An 18,727-nucleotide genomic window follows, 5' to 3' on the forward strand; every position below is an offset into this window, starting at 1 on the left:
GTATCGTTCACCTTCGGTCAGCTGCTTATAGCTCATTGTGTTATTTCCTTTGGCGAGAAAATGGCACCGAACTATATCAGCTGGCCGTCCTCACTAGGAAATTGCACTCATTATCCGAAACCGCGTTCTATCGATAAGTACAAAAAAGAACTTATTGCAGTCGAAGAGGAAATTGTTCCTAAAGAAGATTACAAAAGGCAGCTTCTGGAATTGACCTCGCAGAAAATCGAACAGGATTATTCTGACCGACAAGCCCAGATCTCATTGGAAAACAACGAGCAAACATCAGTTATTCAAGATCGAATCAATAATCTTAGGGCCTCAATACAATCTGAATACACCCTGAGCCTTAAACAGCAAATCTCAGACATCAAGTCACAAATTGAATCGTTGAAGTCACAGCGTGATACAGAGATAGATAGACTCTACCAGGAATTACAGGATGCTCGAAAGGGAAGCAGTGAAGAGATTTCTATTCGTAGACGATCTCTACAAGGCCAGCTCCAGAAAGCAGAAGCTAACCTTCAAAGAGCCAGAGGTGAGCGATCAAAGGCAATTGAAGAGGCAAACATATTTACTCGGGCTAATGTTACTGAAACTCATAACCTTGAAGTAAAAGAAGCTGAGCGTGAAGTGGAGGCAACCCGTAATGCACTCAATAGCATTAACGCAGTTGAACAATCAAATCATATTTCTCAAAGATATTCAGAAAATATTGCTGCGGTAAAGAGTCAATACCAATCAAAGATAAATGGCCTGAATGGAGAGATTCGTAAGCTGTCTTTATCTGTCAGTAAAAGTGTCGGTGTTCGTGAAAAAGACATTGAGACACAAATTAATCAGCACCTTGATGAAATGAAAGCCGTTAACGCAAAATTTTCTGAGCAACGCTCTGAAAATGACGGAATTCGGGACCAGCAACTAGAACGGCTCAATAGGAATGAAGAGCTAGTAGAAGGTGTCGAGCAAGAAATCTTGACACTAAAGGAACGCCGTGTCGATCTAAGAAATAAAATCAATATCAAAGTGGGCGACAATCAGGTCTATAGAATGGCCCAATGGTGGTTTGGCAAAGAATCAGCAGCAGACCTGGATAGATCTGATGTGATGATCATTGCAGCGATATGGTTTGGTAGCTTAGCAGTTCTTATTGCGTTTACTGGCATTCTCTTGGCCTTAGGCTCATATGTTATCCGGGATCGTAGTATAAAAGACCAACGTACAAAGAGTAGTGCTCGCCATGCATTCACTAAAGCGATAGATAGCGCTAGAAGGTATTACGTTCACAAGAGAAAGGTTGTGAGAAAGCCAATTATTAATGAGGTGCCCGTCGAAGTTGTACGTGAAGTCCCAGTTGATAAAGTCGTACAAAGAGAAGTGCCTGTTGAAATTATCAAAAAAGAGCTGGTGCATGTACCATTTTATACAAACGACGAAAGGCTTCTGAAAACACAAGCTGATGTGGACTTATCCAGCAAACCTTCAAAAAGGCCTATGGCGGAAGCCTGATTATGGATCGCGAGCATTACACAACAAATGATTTCACGGCGTTGAATCTAGCAATTGATACGGAGTCTACTCGTCATCGTGAATTGCTAGCTCTATACAAGTCAAAATCCAATTTAAATCGAGCTCAAACATTTCTCTATGTATGTGGTGCAATCGCAGTGTTGATGTTGACTGCAGGCCTTCTATATTGGTTGTTTGGCTATAACAGCAATGGGTTTATCTCAACTGGCAATCTTAAAAGTGAAGTGCAGTCTTCAAATCTCAAAGAGCTTTCCAGTACCTCATCTATTACCGATGATAATGCGATGTACACACATTCGATATACACGGTATTTCATCGCACAGTAACGGAGAATGGAGAAACATTTGTTACTGGTCAGGAATATGCTGGAAGCAACCTGGATTCCCCTGAGCAGCAATACTGCTATCTTGAGTTGTTAGCAGGAGGTGGAGTAAGGTCAGTTAATGTAGCCTCAGTAAATGAAGCTGGTGAGCTTACCTTTGAAACAGATGATCCTGAGCTAATTCAAAGCACAGAACAATATTGTAACTTCTTAAAGTCACCTTAGATTGCGGTTGAAACCGTACAGGCTTTCAAGGCTAGTTTGCACGACCCTGATAAGCTATGAAACGACTCGATAACGAAGCACTAAAACCACACAAAACTATGACGAAATCTGCCTTATCTAATACCTTACCTGCGAACAGTAAAAATAGGCTCAGAATAATCATTGTAAATAATCGCCATACAAATGATGGTGAAGTTTACATGGGTGTTGTGCTACATGGCCGGTCGAACAGAAATCCAAAGTCGAACTCTAATTGGAAGACTGCCAGGCTAGTAAAGGCTGACGAGCAGTCACATGATGACAAGATTGCGTATTACCGCTTTGTTGCCAAGGAAAAGTTACTCCAAACTGGCGCGATCCTTGCTGCTTACAAGAACGAAGGTAAATGGGTCTTGCCTGATTACACGTACTCTAAAGCACCCCCACCCCACTGTTGTCCCAGTTATTCACTCCGAAGGGAGCCTAAACCACTATTGTTTGTATAATGAATGTGCGACCAAACACTAACAAACAAAGGGTTAAGGCTCATGGCACATTCTAGCACCTTACTTTCTCACATACTTCGATTGGTTCCGAGACATGAATTTCACGATTAAAGGGGTCAGAGCCCTTTTCGTAATCGATCTTTGACTGCCACCTATTGATGCTGAGTACCTTGAGTATCAATTTCCCATATGCGCAATGGAAGATCGGGTCTTTTGTATTCCCCAAGCCTATCCCCGAGCCCCAATATTGCTTATCAAAGGCCCAATCAATTTCCTATATAAAAGACCCAATAGCGAGTATCCAGAATCTGTCTTCCCATTAAATACACCCGATGTTCCATTTAAAAGACTAGATATTAGATTTAAAAGACTCGGCAGGCTCATGCTGAACGAGGTGCGGCTTAGGATCAGCGAGGTTGGGCTTAGGCTGAACGACGAGGTGTGGCTTAGGATCAGCGAGGTTGGGCTCAGGCTGAATGCGGCGGGGCTCTTAAAATAAGTGGGGTAAGGCACGGAATAGCAGTACGTTCGCCCTGAGCCTGTCGAAGGGCAGGGGTTAGATGCTATTGGTTGGGCATCCTCCACAGGCTCTGGCTTATGGCCGCCTGTTTTAATGTTTCGCTGTGCACCCCGCGCCAACCCGGCCAGTCCGAGACGAGTCCCCCCGCCCCGGACTTGCTGTCACACCCGCTCAAGTGTGACTTGGACGGGGCGGCACACCGTGTTGCACACGGGTGAATGGTCCTTGGCGAACGACAACAGCTCGTTCAGCTCTGCGTCGCTGCAGTCGGCCTCGATATCCATCAGGATGCGGATGCTTTCGTAGCCGACGGTCGCTTCGTCATTCAGCGCCAGCAACCCCTCCAGGTTGATATTGCCGGACAGCCTGGTCGATAACTTCCGGACAGTGATGCCCCGTGCTGCCGCATGCAATACCGTGGTGGTGGTGACACAGCCGGCCAGCGCGTGCAGCAGGAATTCCACCGGGTTTGCACCTTCGTTTTTGCCCAGCAGAACCGGCGGTTCACCATTGGTGAAGACAAAGTCCGCGTGGCGGGATTCATCTTCGGCGCCGGCGCCGTAGAAGCCTCGGATGGTTGATTGGTTTTCACCGCCGTTGATCCACTGGTTGCTTGCCCGGAATTCAAATTGCGCAAGACTCGGGTCGTTTTTGAGGGCTGCGACCGTCTGGCTCATCTGGTTCAGGTCAAGACCGTTGCGATTTTGTATATCCACATGTGCGTTCATCGTTGTTACCTCACTTCTTCATTTGTCCAAGGGAACCCGGGAACCGGGAGATGCTTTTCTGTAGCGTCTGGGTGTAAAGTAAGGCAATTCAACGGATATGATCAGATGGATATTTGACAAAAAGGGGGCATTCGTGCCATCAATTTCAAGGGGATGGAAGATGGGGCTCCCGCAGAAGAAAGTCCTGATCCTGGCATTGCCAGAAACGGCCGGTTCGGCGCTCTACGGGATGGTGGATGTGCTCAGTGCCACGGGTAATATTTGGCAAACGCTGGTGGGACAGGCGAGTCCGTCGCAACCCTTCGATGTGCAGATTGTGTCGGTGGATTCGAAGCCATTTCGGTGCGGCCATGGGATTCCGGTGGAGCCCGCATATGCCATCGCTGATGCGCCCACCTCTGACATCCTGATCCTTCCGGAGATCTGGCTCGGTCCCCAGGAAGCCATCAGTGAACGCTATGATGGGCTGATGGACTGGATCAAGCTCAGGTTCCGCTCGGGCACCACGATCTATTCAGCCTGCTCCGGGTCAATCTTGCTGGCAGAGAGCGGTTTGCTGGATAACTGCGAAGCAACTTCTCATTGGGGTTATCAGGAGCTGTTTCGGATGCACTACCCGAAGGTGCACTTCCGGCCCGAAAGCAATCTGGTCTATGCCCATCCTGATGGTCGGCTGGTGACAGCGGGTGGCACGACCTCATGGCATGACCTGGCACTGCATATCATCGCCCGTCATGTCGGCGTCGGTGAGGCGCTTCGCATTGCCAAAGTGTACCTGCTGAAATGGCATCAGGAAGGCCAGTTGCCATTTACTCATCTGGTGCGGCAAACCCATCATGCTGACTCGGCGGTGCGCAAGTGCGAGGAGTGGCTCAAGTTGCACTACCGTGATTCCGCGGCCATCTCTCTGTTGGTGGAGGCCTCATCTCTGCCAGAGAGAACACTCAAGCGACGCTTCAAAGCGGCCACCGGCTCTTCCATGATCGAGTATTTACAAAACCTTCGAATCGAAGCGGCCAAGCGTCAATTGGAAGAAGGCAAGCTGTCCATAGAAGAAGTGAGTTTGGAGGTCGGTTACGAGGACCTGTCCTTCTTCCGTCGCCTGTTCAAACGGTTGACGGGGCTGACGCCTGGCGAGTACCGGCGCCTGTTTCGGCCATTGATCGAAGAGTTGTCGGGGCCGGCCGGGCTCTAACCTGTTTCCACGAATGATTTTACAATGGCGGTTAACCTCAGGCCCTGAAGGTAAAGCGCGGCGGAGGTGTTAATTCTCAATCAAACGACAGGCTCAGGGTGAGCGGGGTGGGGCGCAGAATTTATCCTTCACTGCAAAACGCGATTACACTACCCATACAACAATAACATCCAGACATCTACGAGAGGGTCACACCGTGTTTACCCGTCCCTGCATATCCACCCCTCCAGCATCAGCCAACCGGACGTTAGGGTTTCTGATGGTACTGCTGGTGACTGGTTTTTTAGTTTCTCCCAAATCACTGTCGGCTTCTGATCTTCAGCAGCCTGCTTATATTCTTACGCCCGATGTTGTCTACGGCCAGGGTGATGTAAAAACAGAGGACGGTATTAAGCAGCGCGCCCTGTGGATGGATGTCTACCAGCCGGCGGCTTCAGCAGCGAAAGATCGCCCGGCGGTGATTATGACTTTTGGTGGGTCTTTTCATCGCGGTGGTCCGCGTTATCGATTCCAGTTGGACGGTGTGCGTGATGATTCCATGGGAGATTACTGTCGTCGTTTGGCGGAGCAGGGCTATGTCTGCTTTGCCATTGATTACCGTTTGGCGCCGGAAAATCCTGTGCCTGCGCGACAGAGTTATGAGGATGAAGACCTGGATCTGACCGCGATTGGCTTTATGTTGCCTCACGTCAATAAGGTTCGGTGGCAGATGGAGCTTGCACCGTTTGATCTGAATAACGAGCGTGATGTCGATGCGATGTTGGACGCGGTGCTCGCCGCTGCGGAGGATTTACAACAGGCCATTCGGCATGTGCGTGCACACGCGGATCGCTATGGTATTGATCCAGAGCGTCTGGTTTTGGGTGGCTTCTCCGCTGGTGCCATTACCAGTATGAACGTGGCTCACGTTTTGAAAGAGCCGGTAGCGGGGGTGTTCTCCCTGTCCGGTGGTTATGCCGGCTTTCAGATTGCGGATCGCCTGACGCCGGACAGCGCACCGGTGTTGTTGTTTGTCGGTGAAAACGACTTGCCGGGTATACAACAGTTTCTGCCGGCGCTGTTATACATTTACGATAAGAGGGGTGTTCCGCACGAGCTGGCCTGGGTGCCGGGCTTTGGCCATTTCTACCCGGCGGCGGTGCCGAGCTTGTCAGCCGATGGTCGCAAGCAGTCGGTGGATGGGCGTATCGTGGAGTTTCTGCAATGGGTTATTGGCACACCGTAGATAATCAATGCCAAACATGGATGGTTCCTCTGCACTACGTTTCGATTGCAATGACGGAATTTGGGGACGTGCCAGTGGACGGGTGTCCATCGACAGGCTCAGGATGAGCGGAGTAAGGTTCAGAAAAAACGCAATGCGCCCTTGCGAGATCGTCTCAACAAGGGCAACAAGCGCTTTACGATTCCACCTGAAAGGTGAGGCCGGCGTTGTTCTGCAGACGGTCGATCAGCAGTGATCCCATGGCCGAAGCCGGTGTCCAGATGCCGCCGCTGGCCGCTTCGGGATTTTTCAGCAGGCAGACCGCGCTCTCGGCAATCATTTTACTGGTCGAGCCATAGCCCGGGTCTTTATCCCCCTTGACGCTGGCGCGAATGCTGTCGCCCTGTGCGGTGGTTCCGGCAAACAGTACATCGTAGAAGCCGGTTTCACGCTCTTCCTTGGAGGGGCCTTCGCCGGGTTTGAGGTCGTTGTCTGCCATGGAAGTGTCCTTCGCCACGGCGTTGGCGATGGTTTCGCCCTGTTCGCCGGGGCCGGTCAACATCATCTCGTCGTAGACAAAGTCATTCCCGTAGTCGTGACCCAGCAAAAAGTTGGAGCGATGGATGTTCTTGGTGTTAATGGTCGCCATCACAAACGGTGCCGACCAGCTGCCCAGGTCTTCATCGTATATTGGCTGCAAACCCGGAGGTTGCTCGGGGCCGGTAAACCCTTCGGTCAGGGCAAAGGGATTCATTAACACCTGTCCCAGTTTTGGGTCTTTGGCTGCTGCGGCTACGGTGGCTTTGAAGCTGGCCAGGGTACCGCCAGAGAAGGTGCCTTTCATGGCGCGCACGCGACCTTTGACTCTGGAAACGGGTGAGCCAAGTTTTTCTTTGGCGGCCTGTTGCAAAAAGTAAACGCCCAAATCAAAAGGCACAGAATCAAACCCGCAGGAAAACACAATGCGTGCTCCACTGGCTTTGGCTGTGGCACCGTGGGCGGCAATCATCTCGTGCATCCAGGCGGGTTCACCGCACAGGTCTACGTAGTCGGTTCCGGCTTCGGCGCAGGCTTTGACCACATCCGAGCCGTACAGTTGATAAGGGCCCACGGTGGTCAGCAACACCTGAGTGCTTTCGACCAGTTTCCTGATGGAGTCACTGGAACCGGAGTCAGCGACAACGAGCGGCACATCAGCGGGAATGCCCATCTCGTCACGCACCGCTTCGAGTTTGTCCTGACTGCGACCCGCCATGGCCCATTTGACGTCACCGTTGACGCCGTATTGATTGTTCAGGTATTCGCACACCAGACGACCGGTGTAGCCCGTCGCCCCGTAGACGACAATTCCGTACTCTCTGTTTTTAGACATAATCATTTTCTCTTATGAGCGTGCTCTAAGGATAGTTCGATCTGAGGATAGTTCGATGTAGGGCGCCGTGTGCCTCAACCCTTCATAAAACCGTCGATTTCTTCGTCCAGCAGATGGGAGACCAGCGGGCTGGCAGCGGCACGTTCGAACGCCTGATCAACGGCCTGAAAACGCTTTTGCAACACGGCGCGATAATTGGGGTGCGTGAAAATGTACAGCTCGTTGGCGCGAATCGCTTCTATGACACGCTCGCCGACGACTTCCACGGCCAGGCCGCGATCAATCACCTTCTGCATGTGCTCTGCCATGGCTGCGCGACCCGGACTCATCTCTTTCTCGTTGTCTGCGGCCGTCTGGTACTCGCTGGGTTTGTTGCGCGAGGAGTGGTTAATACGCGTTTGAACAAACGCCGGGCACAACACCGATACCTGAATGTTTTGGGGCGTCAGTTCGGCGCGCCAGCTCTCGGACATGCCGACCACGGCCACCTTGGAGGCGGTATAGGCTTGCCCCATGGGTACGCCGATCATCCCGGCCATGGAGGCAACATTGATCAGCCAGCCACCTTCGCCGTGTTGTTTTATCAGGGGGATCATCGTCTGGGTGCCGTAGATAACCCCCATGAGGTTGACGTCCATCACCCAGTTCCAGTCTTTGATGTTGGTGTGTTCGATTGGCCCCGGTGCTCCACTGACACCGGCGTTATTCACCAGCATGTGAACCTTGCCGAAGCACTCCTGTGCCGCCTTTGCTATTTGCTGCCACTGCTCGGGTTTGGTCACATCCAGCGGCAGCGCCAGCACCTCAATGCCTTCATCACGGAGCGATTGCTCGGCCAGTTGCAGCTGCGCCTCGTCAATATCACCGAGTACGACCTTCATACCCTGCTTGCCCACCGCGCGCGCAATGCTCAGACCAATGCCTTCAGCACCACCGCTGATAACCGCTGTCTTACCCAGAAACTCACTCATACCCTAACCCTTGATCCATGACGGTAAACGTTGACGGGCCACTCTAGCGGAAGAGAGAAAGTTTTGACCAGCATGACCTGCCAGTCGAGAGCGTGCTTGTCACTTTTGAAAGGGCTTTTGTCCGTTATGAAACACGGCCATTCGGACGCTGAATAACGCCTAATAAACCCAAAGAATGATGCAGTAGATTTTGCAGTACTTAAGCTGCTAAAGCCTCAGTGTGCCGGACGTTTTCATATTGCTAATAGATCTTTTGAGCCAGAAAAACGTCCATGTAGTCTGATTCTATTTCCCCTGGTGTTGGCGGGTCAGTCTCAAGCCGAGCAAGCCGCCAAGCAACAGCATCAGACTGCTGGGCAGGGGCACCGTACCGTCGACATCTGATATCACTTCCGACGCTACGGCATAGGTGTATTGGCGTGAAAAGCAGTCGCCGGCAATGCAGCTATAAAAATCGGAGACACCATCTTGTATCCAATTGAGAAATTGGTGTTCTTGTATCTGCCCCGTTGGGCTAAGGACTTTTTGGGTGAGCGATTTAAACAGAAAGAATGGACCCGGATCACCCAGTAAGGGGGTGACTGCAGTGGAAAACTCCAGGGCCAGAGTTTCATTGTTCATCCAGGCGGTATTCTCGAGTTCGGTTATGTAGGTGTTAAAGCTACCGGTAATGGTACTGACTTCGTAATCGCCAATGCTGGTCGTGATCAGCAGAGCATGGGATTGCAGCGGCAAAAGCATTAACAGGGTAAGCAGGTATTTTTTCATTTGTCAGCTTCCAATAAGTCTTTAAGGTGCTTGAAGGTGTAGCCGTGGTCAGCGAAGTCCAAGCGGGCTGATCACTACAGCCAGACGCGTTTGGTGAAAAATGAAGGGGCTAAATGCAGCTTTAAGCAGCTTTTGTACCAGTTAGCGAAAAATGAACAATATCAGTGGGTTGGGGCAGGGCAGACTGACGTCCGGGATCGAAGGTTGTAAAGTATTTTGACAGTATGAGCGGTGTGGGATCAGCTCTTGATGTTCGTTGGCCCTGAGCCTGTGGCAGGGCTGTGGTTTCAAATAGCCAGGCTTCCAGACAACGCAGTTTTCAAATGACATACTCTACGGCTGGCTCGTTTTCCTGAACCTGCCGGGCAAGGTCTGTTAGTTTCATAGGCTTGCCAAACAAATACCCTTGCAGGTGTGAAACGCCAAGTTCAGCCAGCTGCTCGGCCTGCTCGTGTTTTTCCACACCCTCGGCTACCGTATTCATGTCCAGCTGTGTGGCGATTTCCATGATATGGGGGATTAACGTCGAGCGAATGCTTTTTTCTTCCATTTCCATGACAAATGACCGATCGATTTTCAAAATATCGCACTGGACTTCTTTTAGCATTCTCAGGTTGGAGAAACCTGTACCAAAGTCATCGATCGCGATGATAAATCCGGCATTGCGCAAGCGTCGCAGGTTGTTCTGAACCTCTGCGAGTTCCAGGGATTCATCTTCCACAATTTCCAGAACGATCGTAAACCGGGTGTTTTGAACACAAGAGCAAGCCAGCAGGCGATTAATAGATTCGTCATCTTTAAAGTCTCTGGGGAAAATATTAAAGCTCACCCTAAAACCCTCTGGAAGATCAGGTATCGCCTCCATATCTTCAATCACGCTGCAGATCATTTTCTCTGTGTACTGCCAATTAAGCCCTTGTTCTTTGAGCAGTGGAATAAACTTAAAGGGTGGCAGTGGACCGTACTGATCTTCGAATCTTCCTAAAATCTCACAGCCAACGACCTGATTGCCTCCTGTGCGAACAATCGGCTGTGCCAACCAATAATACCCTTCATGTTTTAAGGCATGTTTAATACGGAACCCATTGGAGTGAAGTCGGCGAATCCGGTTTTGATGCATGGTGAAGCAGGCTATGGCTACTGCCAGACAAAACGTAATGGCAACCCCATAAAGGGGTAAATTGATAAGCGCAAACGCTTCTCTGTCGTAGGCCACTGCCACACAGTGATAAATATATTTTTTGCTGCAACCATAAAAACGGGGGTCAGGTAGATAACCAAGTAATTTAGAGCTGTTTATATTGACCTGCTCATAGATGCCTTTTGTTCCAGTTGCGTATTGGACGCTGCCTTCAAATTCAAAAACGTGTTCCCAGACATAAGGTGGTCTCGAGACGTTTTCTATGCGCTCTATGCTCAACACCAGAGCATGCTTGCCGTTGGATACTGCCAGCGCCTTGTAATGCCCTTCAAATAACCGGATGGGTAAATCGACAAAATATTCCAGTCCGTTTCGATCCGTATACGTGGGTGTAGCCCAGGTGGTAGGTTCTTTTAACCGCCCCAGTCCGGTTGTGCAGGCCAATTGACCGTCTTTAATAAGACCTATGTTTCTTACTGAGCTGGAGAGGAATTCCAGCTGCCGCATCATTAACAGGTCCTTGTCAGTGCATTGATTTATGCCCCGATTTTCAATTTTGCTAAAAACGTCTTCCACCTCATTGCCCACGACATCCAGTTCGTAGAGCAGGTGCTCACCAAATTCTATAAGATTTTTCTTCAGATAAAACAGATGAGAAAACGCCAATAGATTGATGGCTATGATCACGCCGATTATGGCGACACCAAAGGAATACCACTTTTGTGGGGTGCGTGACCTCATGTTATGTCCGTTTTCGCTCAATTAAGTCGTCAGTGTGTTGATTAATCGCAGAAGACCCTGCATGCGTCCTGCCCCACAAAGTGGGGTGCATCATAGATGGAGTCAGATTAACATCATAGTGCCTTTGACTGCATTTCAATGTTTTCTGGAGTGCCTGGGTAATTAAAGGGGCGCGATCATGCCAAGGGTCTCTTGAGGATGATTTGCGGTAAATCAATATAGTGACACTTAATTAACTTTTAAGGACAAAACCTGCCACCTTTTCATGGTGTTCCCTGGCAAGTATCCTTCGACAAGCTCAGGATGAACGCTGAAGTCAGACGGCGGCTCTCAGGATGGTTATGACTATGGACAATCTCTTCATCTGCAACCCCAATTGCAGTCTTGCCGATTTAACGCTCCTGGATTGGAGTGTGGCTTTTGGCTTCCTGCTTGTGGTTTTTGCTATAACCACCTTGCTGCGCAAGTGGGCATTTAGCAGCAACCAGGCTGCTGTCTCATCTCTTAAGTGGCATCTTCCCCGATTTCTGTTTGTGGCTATGGTGCTGGCGGTAGTGACTGTGCCGATGATCTGGATGATCTTCGGTTACACCGGCGCCCGCCTGTATGGGCAGTTTGTCTATCCTGGACTGGCGTTTGTGGTTTATATGTTGTGGGGGCTGGGGTAATGGCATGTCTGCATCGGGGTGATAAGCCGGCCCTGTATCTGCTACCTTTTGGATGACTTTCGATGAACAAGCTAACTCTTCAGGGGCATATCACCGTCCCCGCGAAAGACCTCAGCGCGGTTATGGCCGAGTTGCCAGCGCATATCGCGCGCACTCGCGCTGAAGAGGGCTGCTTGCTTTTTGAGGTGACACAAAGCCCAGATGATCCCTGTGTGTTTAATGTGTACGAAGAGTTTGTCGATCGCACAGCGTTTGAGCTTCACCGGCAGCGGGTTCGTGCATCCGCGTGGGGGACGGTGACCGAGGACGTGGAAAGGCATTATTCCATTAGCGAGTAGAGAAGAGTGAACCCAAAACTCACCAGTGAACTGGTCGGCATGATGGCCGCAGACCAGACAGCATTACACAAGCTCTTCGATTCCGGCGAGTTGCCGACCGATGCTTATCACCCCGAAATGAAGGCCCTTCACGAAAAACACGCTGCACGTCTGAAAGCGATCATTCAGGACCATGGCTGGCCCGGCATCTCTCTGGTCGGCAAAGAGGGCGCCAGGGCGGCTTGGCTGATTGCCCAGCACTCGGTGTCCGACACGGATTTTATGGCCGCGTGTGTCTCTCTGTTAGAGGCGGCGGTGGCTGCGGGTGATGCGGAAGGCTGGCAGTTGGCATTTCTTCAGGACCGGGTGCTGACATTCGAAGGCAAGCCTCAGCTGTACGGCACTCAGTTTGATGTGGATGACGAGGGCTGGCCGGTATCCTTCCCGATTCAGGATGCGACTGGGGTGAATCAGCGACGGGTGGCGCTAGGCTTGAATACCCTCGAAGAGCGTCTGGCGGAAATGATCGAGCGGGAGCGTTTGCGAAGGGCCAATATTGAATCGACGCCACCCGACTGATTTTCCCGGGTAGGTTAGAATTAGCGGATGATTTGATTTTTCGGTTCTAAATCGCAAATCCCCAATAGGTAAACCCCATGGTCTTGGGTGTCTTGGGCACATACAGGGTTTCCAGTTCTTTCAATTGAAAGCCGCCTTCTTGCAGCATAAGAGGGATGTCGCGGTTGAGATGGCAGCCGCCGGCGATCTTGTTCCAGTAGGGATTGATACGATTCTGCCAGCGTCTTACGGCTTCGTCCGGGGCTTTTCCGTGCTCACTGAACAGCAATTTGCCGCCGGGTTTGAGTACCCGTCGCATCTGTTGAACGGCCTTGAGCCAGTCGGGAATGGTACAGAGGGTGTAAGTCAGTACGACGGTGTCGGCGCTGTTGTCATCCAGGGGGATTTCCTCGCCCGGCAGGTCGAGCCATTCCAGCTCAAAAGGTGCGGCTTCTACCCGGGGACGAGCCTTTTCCCGCATTCCTTCGGAGGGCTCTAGCCCCCAGACTTTGTCGACCTTTTCGGGCTGGTAAAAGGGGATGTTGAGCCCTGAGCCCATGCCTATCTCCAGAATTCGTCCCTCGGCTTGGGGAACGATTTTTTCCCGTTGTTTCAAGACCGGTTTCGTGCCGCAGGCGAAGTTGATCAAATGGGGGAGGATTCGGTCATCGTAGAAGCTCATATGTGGTTCCAGCTAGAGGGAGGTGTACAGGCAGAACGGCTGATAGCAATGCCCCCTGTTCGATAAGAATAGGTTATTTGCGAGAGTTTTGGATGTCTACACTGGCTGAGGCTGAGTTGTGAGCTATTCTCTAATAGATTATTCGTTAGAGAGGAAAAATAATGAAAAAATTCATCACGATCCTGATTGGAGTAGGCCTGTTTTCTTCTATGGCGGTGCTGGCAGAGCCCAACAAAAACGCCAACGAGCGCGCCAAGGACAATTGGGATGAGCATCATGATAAGAGGCACGACAGGGATCACGATCGGGATCGCGATTGGTTTCGTGACAGAGATGATGACCGGGATCACGACAAGGATAAAAAACACGACAAGGATAAGAAACACGATAAAGACAAAGATCGTGATGACTACAAAGACCGTGATTGGGATCGGGACAGAGATCGTGACAGGGACAGGGATCACCACAAAGATCGTGACCGGGATCGCGATTGATCGGGCGCTGGATTATTCATCCAGTAAATGACATGGAAGGATGCATCCCAGGCATCCTTCCATAAGTTTATGCTGTTCCTGTCGAGGTGTGTTTTTAGATCGATAACAGCCTCATTTCACCACCGGCAAATCTGACCAGCGCGTGGTATAGGCGGGCGAGGTGAAGGACTGCCGCATTTTCCATTTCTTCTGAATCCCCTCTGCTCCCAGAAACAGGCTGCCGCGACCAAAGGTGGCATTCGCCTGATCCACAACCTGCATCAAACGATCGGACTTCGGTGCCTGACCTGGGTGGAACAGGTCGTATTGCTGATGCTCCTTGGCAGACAGACCCAGTAAGCCCACACCGGCTTTGAGAAAACGGTAGTGGGGGCGGAACAACTGACCGATGGTGTCCTTGGCCAGTGAGGTAATGACCCGGCTGTCGTTGGTGGGATAGGGCAGTTGCACCGTGGTGCTGTTGCTGTAGTAGCCCTCTTCGAAGGGCGAGGTGTGCAGGAACACGTGCATCGAGGACGCCAGGGATTGTTGCTGGCGCAGTTTTTCCGCAGCCCGGCTGGCGTAGAGGGTGATGGCCTGCTGAATCGGTTCCAGCTCGGTGAGCTTTTCGCCAAACGAGCGGGTGCAGTAAATCTGTTGCCTGGCCGGTGGCAGCTCCTCAAACGGAATGCAGGGCACGCCGTTGAGTTCTTCAATGGTGCGCTCGATGTTGACGCTGAGCTTGCGCCGCAACACCTTGGGATCGGCGGTGGCCAGATCGTAGGCGGTGGTGATGTTGAACTCTGCCAGCCGCCGTGCCAGTCGTCCGGCAATGCCCCAGAGCTGGGTGATGGGGGTGCGTCGTTGCAGCCACTCCCATTTGTGCGGGGTATCCAGCACGCATACGCCCTGGCACTGGGGGATGTTCTTGGCTGCGCGGTTGGCGAGCTTGGTCAGGGTCTTGCTGGGGGCGATGCCCACCCCGACCGGCATGCGCACATGACGCCAGACGGTTTCCCGAATGGTCTGGCCGTAGACTTTCCAGTCTTCACGCATGCCGTCAAAGTCGAGGAACATCTCATCAATGGAGTAGACCTCGACCGAGGGCGCAAACGTACTGAGGGTGTTCATCACGCGGTGGGAGATGTCGCCGTAGAGCGGGTAGTTGCTGCTGAAGATGGCCACTCCGTGACGCCGCAGCACCGGCTCGACCTTGAAGAAGGCCTGCAGGTCGCCAATGCCCAGTGCTTTGGCCTCTTTAGACCGTGCCACCACAAAGCCGTCGTTGTTGGACAGCACCACCACCGGCTTGCCGCGCAGGTCGGGTCGAAAAATCTGCTCGCAGGAGGCGTAGCACGAGTTGCAGTCCACCAGTGCTAGCATGGCTGTTTCCGGTGGTAGCGGATGGAGGCCTTGACCACGCCCTCAATCACCAGACTCTGCTCATTCAGAATGGGGATCGGCCGGAAGTCCGGGTTGGCGGCCAGCAGGCGCTGGTGTTTCTTGTCCAGTATTTTGCAGGTCAGCTCGCCATCCAGTGCCACCACGATGACATCTCCCTGGACGGGCTCCAGCGCCCGGTCTATAACCAGCAGATCACGGTCAAAAATACCAACGCCTTCCATGGAATCCCCCGCCGCACGGGCGAGGTAGGTGGCAGCGGGGTGTTCGATCAGGTGGTCATCCAGACTCAGTGCTCCTTCCTTGTAGTCGTCGGCAGGCGACGGGAAGCCAGCCTGTACCGCATGGCTGTATAGTATGAGCTTCATGGTTTTCTCGAAAAATACTGTATGGATAGACAGTATAATTTCACCGTCGGTTTTTTGCCAAGTGCTTCTTGGTTATAAGAGGATCTTCAGTTACCCAACGGGTTTTGCAGGAGCAGTGTATGTGTGGTCGCTTTAATATCTCGATGACCAAAGGCATGGTGGATTTGGTGGACGATCTGGGTGTTTCGGTCACACTGGCAGAGCAGTACAACATCGCTCCCACCGAGCCGGTGCCCATCTTCTACGAGCAGGACGGGCAGCGCGAGTGCCACCTGGCCCGCTGGTGGTTGACCCCCAGCTGGTCGTCTGGCCCGGACACCCAATTCGCTATGTTCAACGCGCGGTCTGAAAATCTGGAAACCAGTCGGGCCTACAAGGGGCTGTTTCATCACAAGCGCTGCGTGATTCCCTGCAGCTCGTTCATCGAGTGGCAGAAAGGGCCTTCTGGGAAACAACCCATTGAGCTGTTCCGCGAAGACGGCGCCATTGCCTTTGCCGGACTGTGGGATTGCTGGAACGATGAAATTATCTCCTGCACGATCATCACCACCGAAGCGGCACCGGAGATTGAGGCGATTCACAATCGCATGCCGGTGATGCTGGACCATGATGCCCGTAATCGCTGGCTGGATATGAGCCAGCCTTCCGACGATCTGAAAGACCTGTTCGAACCCAGATTGCCCTATCCCATCGCACACCGGCCGGTTGATCCGGTGATCAACAACAGTCGACACAAGGTGTTGCCCGCGGCCATTTGAGGTGGGTTGGGTGAGCTGTTGTGGAGACTTTCACATGTCTCTTCTATGCTTTTGCCAGCAACAATACTTAACAGTACAACTAAAGGGAATTGCCCATGCGAAACTTTAGGAACCTCGGCCTGACTTTGTGTGTGGGCTTGCTTCAACTTTATTGTCTCTGTTCTGTTGCAGAGGCTGAAACGCAGGCCGACATCATTTATCACAATGGCACGGTGATCACGATCAATGATGATCAGCCCGAAGCGGAGGCCGTTGCGGTAAAGGACGGCAAGATTGTTGCCGTGGGTGATGACGATGAAGTCATGAAGACGGTTGGTGCGAACACCGCTAAAGTCAATTTGGGCGGTAAGACGCTATTGCCCGGTTTTGTGGATGCCCACGGACACGCTTATCTGATTGGCATACAGGCGACCAGTGCCAATCTGCTGCCGCCGCCTGATGGTTCCGGTAAGGATATCGCGTCTCTACAGGGTCTGTTGAAAGACTGGGTGGCTAACCATGAGGATCGGGTGAAGCGTGTCGGCTGGATCGTAGGTTTTGGTTATGATGATTCACAGCTGGCCGAAAGTCGGCACCCGACGCGGGAGGATCTCGACAAGGTGTCCACAGAGTTGCCGGTGCTGATCATTCATCAGTCGGGACATTTGGGGGTGGCCAACAGCAAGGCGCTGGAACTGGCCGGGGTCACCGCGGAGACACCAAACCCCAAGGGCGGGGTGTTTCGTCGCAAACCGCAATCGCAAGAGCCGAATGGCGTGATGGAAGAGTACGCCTTTTTCTATCTGGTGAGTAAGCTGGTGGCCAACTTCGACAACAACATCAATGAAGTACTTGTGGAAGAGGGCACCCGGTTAGCAGCTTCTTTTGGCTATACCACGGTGCAGGAAGGGCGTGCCAGTGGAGATGGGCTGGCAGCCATGAAGCGAGTGGCTGCTGCAGACAAGTTGCTGGTCGATCTGGTGGCCTATCCGGACATATTGGCTGTGGAGGATATCCAGCCCTCGTTAACCTACCGTAACCGCTATCGTGTCGGTGGTGCCAAGCTCACTATCGATGGCTCGCCTCAGGGTAAGACGGCCTGGCTGACTCAGCCTTATTTTGTGCCTCCGGATGGACAGTCAAAAGACTACCGTGGTTATGGCGCCATTGATGAACAAACTGCTTATGCTGCCGTCGAAAAAGCCTTTTCCAATGGTTGGCAAATCCTGACCCATGCCAATGGTGATGCGGCCAGTGACGTGTTGATTGAAGCCGTACGTCGCGCCAGAGAAAAATATCCCGATGTGAATAATCGTCCAGTGCTGATTCATGGTCAGGTGCTGCGTGAAGAGCAGGTGGATCAGTTGAAAGAACTCGATATTTTTCCTTCGCTGTTTCCCATGCACACGTTTTACTGGGGCGATTGGCACAGGGAGTCGGTACTGGGGCCTGAGAGGGCTGAAAATATTTCTCCCACGGGCTGGGTGTTGGCACGAGACATGAAGTTCAGTACCCACCACGATGCACCGGTGGCGCTGCCTAATTCCATGCGCATCCTGTCTGCGACGGTTACGCGCACCACGCGTACGGGGCGGGTGTTGGGCGCCGATCACCGTGTGCCGGTGGCGACAGCACTTAAGGCCATGACACTGTGGCCCGCCTGGCAGCATTTTGAAGAGCAATCCAAGGGATCGATTGAAGTTGGCAAACTCGCTGATTTTGTCATCCTTTCTGACAACCCTCTTACTGTAGCTCCGGAGAAGTTGTCAGCACTCAAAGTGCTGGAGACTGTCAAAGAAGGACGTTCTGTCTTCCGGCGGGAGGAGCAATCCGCCTCCATCTCGTCGCCGGCGCTGTTCGGGGTATCGCCTGCCTCTGCGGATGATTGGGAGCAAGGTATTGCCGGTGTTCCTCATGTTCATGGGGACGGATGTTTTAACCCTGGTCTGGAGGTGCTGGTGAAGGCTTTGGAAGGGGCTGGTTCGGCTCGGTAATGGTCTTTGCCCAGAGCCTTAAAATTTCTCTTAAGGCTCTTCCTGTTGATTGTGTCTGCGGTTCATTCTGCTGCCGGTTCTGATGCGGTTTTTGCGATAGACCTCCCATCTGTTAATCAATTTATGACAGACCGGTGTTTATTGGCTATAACTTGTGTTACAAGTTTGTTGAATTGAGTGACGGCAGCGGCAGGATAATTCCTTATGGTATTGAGGTGGATTGGGAACCGTGTAGGGGGGTGAAGTCTGCGGTTACTTACTTCATGGGGTCGGTTGTATAGGGGGCGGTCAGACAAGCTCATAGGAATAACGACGTCTCGAACACT

At 52.0% G+C, this 18,727-nt stretch carries 18 protein-coding genes; 10 read left to right on the plus strand and 8 right to left on the minus strand.

Translation table 11 applies throughout. The features are described 5' to 3' along the window. Nucleotides 1-1,509 (plus strand): coiled-coil domain-containing protein (locus KOI40_RS13100; RefSeq protein WP_216097985.1); only part of this gene is annotated, 1,509 nt, incomplete at its 5' end. A 2-nt stretch (nt 1,510-1,511) separates the two neighbouring features. Next, nucleotides 1,512-2,078 carry a hypothetical protein gene (locus KOI40_RS13105; RefSeq protein WP_216097986.1) on the plus strand — a complete coding sequence of 189 codons (567 nt, stop codon included), beginning with the start codon at nt 1,512-1,514 and terminating at the stop codon, nt 2,076-2,078. 1,166 nt (nt 2,079-3,244) lie between these two features. Here KOI40_RS13105 and KOI40_RS13110 read toward each other — a convergent pair. Next, entirely contained in the window at nt 3,245-3,811 is a 567-nt protein-coding gene (locus KOI40_RS13110; protein ID WP_216097987.1) for an OsmC family protein, read from the minus strand. Nucleotides 3,812-4,040: 229 nt separating this feature from the next. On the opposite strand from KOI40_RS13110, the gene KOI40_RS13115 reads away from it, so the two are divergent. Together KOI40_RS13115 and KOI40_RS13120 are read left to right on the plus strand one after the other, a co-directional pair. After that, nucleotides 4,041-5,006: a GlxA family transcriptional regulator gene (locus KOI40_RS13115; RefSeq protein ID WP_233710272.1), complete on the plus strand. Its 966-nt coding sequence runs from the start codon at nt 4,041-4,043 to the stop codon at nt 5,004-5,006. Nucleotides 5,007-5,202: 196 nt separating this feature from the next. Then, nucleotides 5,203-6,231, plus strand: a complete 1,029-nt coding sequence (locus KOI40_RS13120) for an alpha/beta hydrolase (protein ID WP_216097989.1) — start codon at nt 5,203-5,205, stop codon at nt 6,229-6,231. A gap of 175 nt (nt 6,232-6,406) precedes the next feature. Here KOI40_RS13120 and KOI40_RS13125 read toward each other — a convergent pair whose 3' ends face one another. The 4 genes from KOI40_RS13125 to KOI40_RS13140 form a co-directional block, all read right to left on the minus strand. Beyond that, the gene (locus KOI40_RS13125) at nt 6,407-7,582 is read right to left on the minus strand and encodes a saccharopine dehydrogenase family protein (protein WP_216097990.1); all 1,176 of its coding nucleotides are present in this window, start codon (nt 7,580-7,582) and stop codon (nt 6,407-6,409) included. 74 nt (nt 7,583-7,656) lie between these two features. After that, nucleotides 7,657-8,553 (minus strand): SDR family NAD(P)-dependent oxidoreductase, encoded by an 897-nt coding sequence (locus KOI40_RS13130; RefSeq protein ID WP_216097991.1) that lies wholly within the window; start codon nt 8,551-8,553, stop codon nt 7,657-7,659. Nucleotides 8,554-8,838: 285 nt separating this feature from the next. Next, complete coding sequence (locus KOI40_RS13135) at nt 8,839-9,321, minus strand: hypothetical protein (RefSeq protein ID WP_216097992.1); 483 nt, start codon at nt 9,319-9,321, stop codon at nt 8,839-8,841. Nucleotides 9,322-9,640: 319 nt separating this feature from the next. Next, nucleotides 9,641-11,203 (minus strand): EAL domain-containing protein, encoded by a 1,563-nt coding sequence (locus KOI40_RS13140; RefSeq protein ID WP_216097993.1) that lies wholly within the window; start codon nt 11,201-11,203, stop codon nt 9,641-9,643. Nucleotides 11,204-11,544: 341 nt separating this feature from the next. Between KOI40_RS13140 and KOI40_RS13145 the strand changes: the two genes are divergently transcribed. The 3 genes from KOI40_RS13145 to KOI40_RS13155 all read left to right on the plus strand — a co-directional run bounded on the left by KOI40_RS13145 (nt 11,545) and on the right by KOI40_RS13155 (nt 12,767). Next, on the plus strand, nt 11,545-11,871 hold the full coding sequence (locus tag KOI40_RS13145; protein WP_216097994.1) for a hypothetical protein: 327 nt from the start codon (nt 11,545-11,547) through the stop codon (nt 11,869-11,871). 62 nt (nt 11,872-11,933) lie between these two features. After that, nucleotides 11,934-12,209: a putative quinol monooxygenase gene (locus KOI40_RS13150; protein WP_216097995.1), complete on the plus strand. Its 276-nt coding sequence runs from the start codon at nt 11,934-11,936 to the stop codon at nt 12,207-12,209. A gap of 6 nt (nt 12,210-12,215) precedes the next feature. Next, nucleotides 12,216-12,767: a DUF6624 domain-containing protein gene (locus tag KOI40_RS13155; protein ID WP_216097996.1), complete on the plus strand. Its 552-nt coding sequence runs from the start codon at nt 12,216-12,218 to the stop codon at nt 12,765-12,767. 46 nt (nt 12,768-12,813) lie between these two features. Here KOI40_RS13155 and KOI40_RS13160 read toward each other — a convergent pair whose 3' ends face one another. Next, on the minus strand, nt 12,814-13,428 hold the full coding sequence (locus KOI40_RS13160) for a class I SAM-dependent methyltransferase (protein ID WP_216097997.1): 615 nt from the start codon (nt 13,426-13,428) through the stop codon (nt 12,814-12,816). A gap of 161 nt (nt 13,429-13,589) precedes the next feature. Here KOI40_RS13160 and KOI40_RS13165 point away from each other — a divergent pair, with 161 nt between their 5' ends. Continuing rightward, a complete protein-coding gene (locus KOI40_RS13165; protein ID WP_216097998.1) occupies nt 13,590-13,922 on the plus strand; it encodes a hypothetical protein in 333 nt (110 codons plus the stop codon). A gap of 111 nt (nt 13,923-14,033) precedes the next feature. Here the strand turns inward: KOI40_RS13165 and KOI40_RS13170 are convergent, their stop codons facing one another. Further along, nucleotides 14,034-15,284 (minus strand): Y-family DNA polymerase, encoded by a 1,251-nt coding sequence (locus tag KOI40_RS13170; RefSeq protein WP_216097999.1) that lies wholly within the window; start codon nt 15,282-15,284, stop codon nt 14,034-14,036. Next, nucleotides 15,278-15,670 carry a LexA family protein gene (locus KOI40_RS13175; protein ID WP_216098000.1) on the minus strand — a complete coding sequence of 131 codons (393 nt, stop codon included), beginning with the start codon at nt 15,668-15,670 and terminating at the stop codon, nt 15,278-15,280. Before KOI40_RS13175 ends, KOI40_RS13170 begins: the two co-directional genes overlap by 7 nt. A 119-nt stretch (nt 15,671-15,789) precedes the next feature. Here KOI40_RS13175 and KOI40_RS13180 point away from each other — a divergent pair, with 119 nt between their 5' ends. Both KOI40_RS13180 and KOI40_RS13185 read left to right on the plus strand, forming a co-directional pair. Further along, nucleotides 15,790-16,428 (plus strand): SOS response-associated peptidase, encoded by a 639-nt coding sequence (locus tag KOI40_RS13180; protein ID WP_216098001.1) that lies wholly within the window; start codon nt 15,790-15,792, stop codon nt 16,426-16,428. A gap of 95 nt (nt 16,429-16,523) precedes the next feature. Further along, entirely contained in the window at nt 16,524-18,401 is a 1,878-nt protein-coding gene (locus KOI40_RS13185; RefSeq protein ID WP_216098002.1) for an amidohydrolase, read from the plus strand. Nucleotides 18,402-18,727: the final 326 nt, after the last annotated feature.

This window comes from Pseudomaricurvus albidus (assembly GCF_018863235.1).
GTDB lineage: Bacteria > Pseudomonadota > Gammaproteobacteria > Pseudomonadales > Cellvibrionaceae > Pseudomaricurvus > Pseudomaricurvus albidus.

Excerpts from the sequence above, each read along its gene's own strand:
- KOI40_RS13180 (WP_216098001.1), top strand. The coding sequence starts at position 15,790 with ATGTGTGGTCGCTTTAATATCTCGATGACCAAAGGCATGGTGGATTTG.
- KOI40_RS13125 (WP_216097990.1), bottom strand. The coding sequence starts at position 7,582 with ATGTCTAAAAACAGAGAGTACGGAATTGTCGTCTACGGGGCGACGGGC.
- KOI40_RS13150 (WP_216097995.1), top strand. The coding sequence starts at position 11,934 with ATGAACAAGCTAACTCTTCAGGGGCATATCACCGTCCCCGCGAAAGAC.
- KOI40_RS13170 (WP_216097999.1), bottom strand. The coding sequence starts at position 15,284 with ATGCTAGCACTGGTGGACTGCAACTCGTGCTACGCCTCCTGCGAGCAG.
- KOI40_RS13105 (WP_216097986.1), top strand. The coding sequence starts at position 1,512 with ATGGATCGCGAGCATTACACAACAAATGATTTCACGGCGTTGAATCTA.
- KOI40_RS13185 (WP_216098002.1), top strand. The coding sequence starts at position 16,524 with ATGCGAAACTTTAGGAACCTCGGCCTGACTTTGTGTGTGGGCTTGCTT.
- KOI40_RS13165 (WP_216097998.1), top strand. The coding sequence starts at position 13,590 with ATGAAAAAATTCATCACGATCCTGATTGGAGTAGGCCTGTTTTCTTCT.
- KOI40_RS13115 (WP_233710272.1), top strand. The coding sequence starts at position 4,041 with ATGGTGGATGTGCTCAGTGCCACGGGTAATATTTGGCAAACGCTGGTG.
- KOI40_RS13130 (WP_216097991.1), bottom strand. The coding sequence starts at position 8,553 with ATGAGTGAGTTTCTGGGTAAGACAGCGGTTATCAGCGGTGGTGCTGAA.
- KOI40_RS13135 (WP_216097992.1), bottom strand. The coding sequence starts at position 9,321 with ATGAAAAAATACCTGCTTACCCTGTTAATGCTTTTGCCGCTGCAATCC.
- KOI40_RS13145 (WP_216097994.1), top strand. The coding sequence starts at position 11,545 with ATGACTATGGACAATCTCTTCATCTGCAACCCCAATTGCAGTCTTGCC.
- KOI40_RS13160 (WP_216097997.1), bottom strand. The coding sequence starts at position 13,428 with ATGAGCTTCTACGATGACCGAATCCTCCCCCATTTGATCAACTTCGCC.
- KOI40_RS13140 (WP_216097993.1), bottom strand. The coding sequence starts at position 11,203 with ATGAGGTCACGCACCCCACAAAAGTGGTATTCCTTTGGTGTCGCCATA.
- KOI40_RS13175 (WP_216098000.1), bottom strand. The coding sequence starts at position 15,670 with ATGAAGCTCATACTATACAGCCATGCGGTACAGGCTGGCTTCCCGTCG.
- KOI40_RS13110 (WP_216097987.1), bottom strand. The coding sequence starts at position 3,811 with ATGAACGCACATGTGGATATACAAAATCGCAACGGTCTTGACCTGAAC.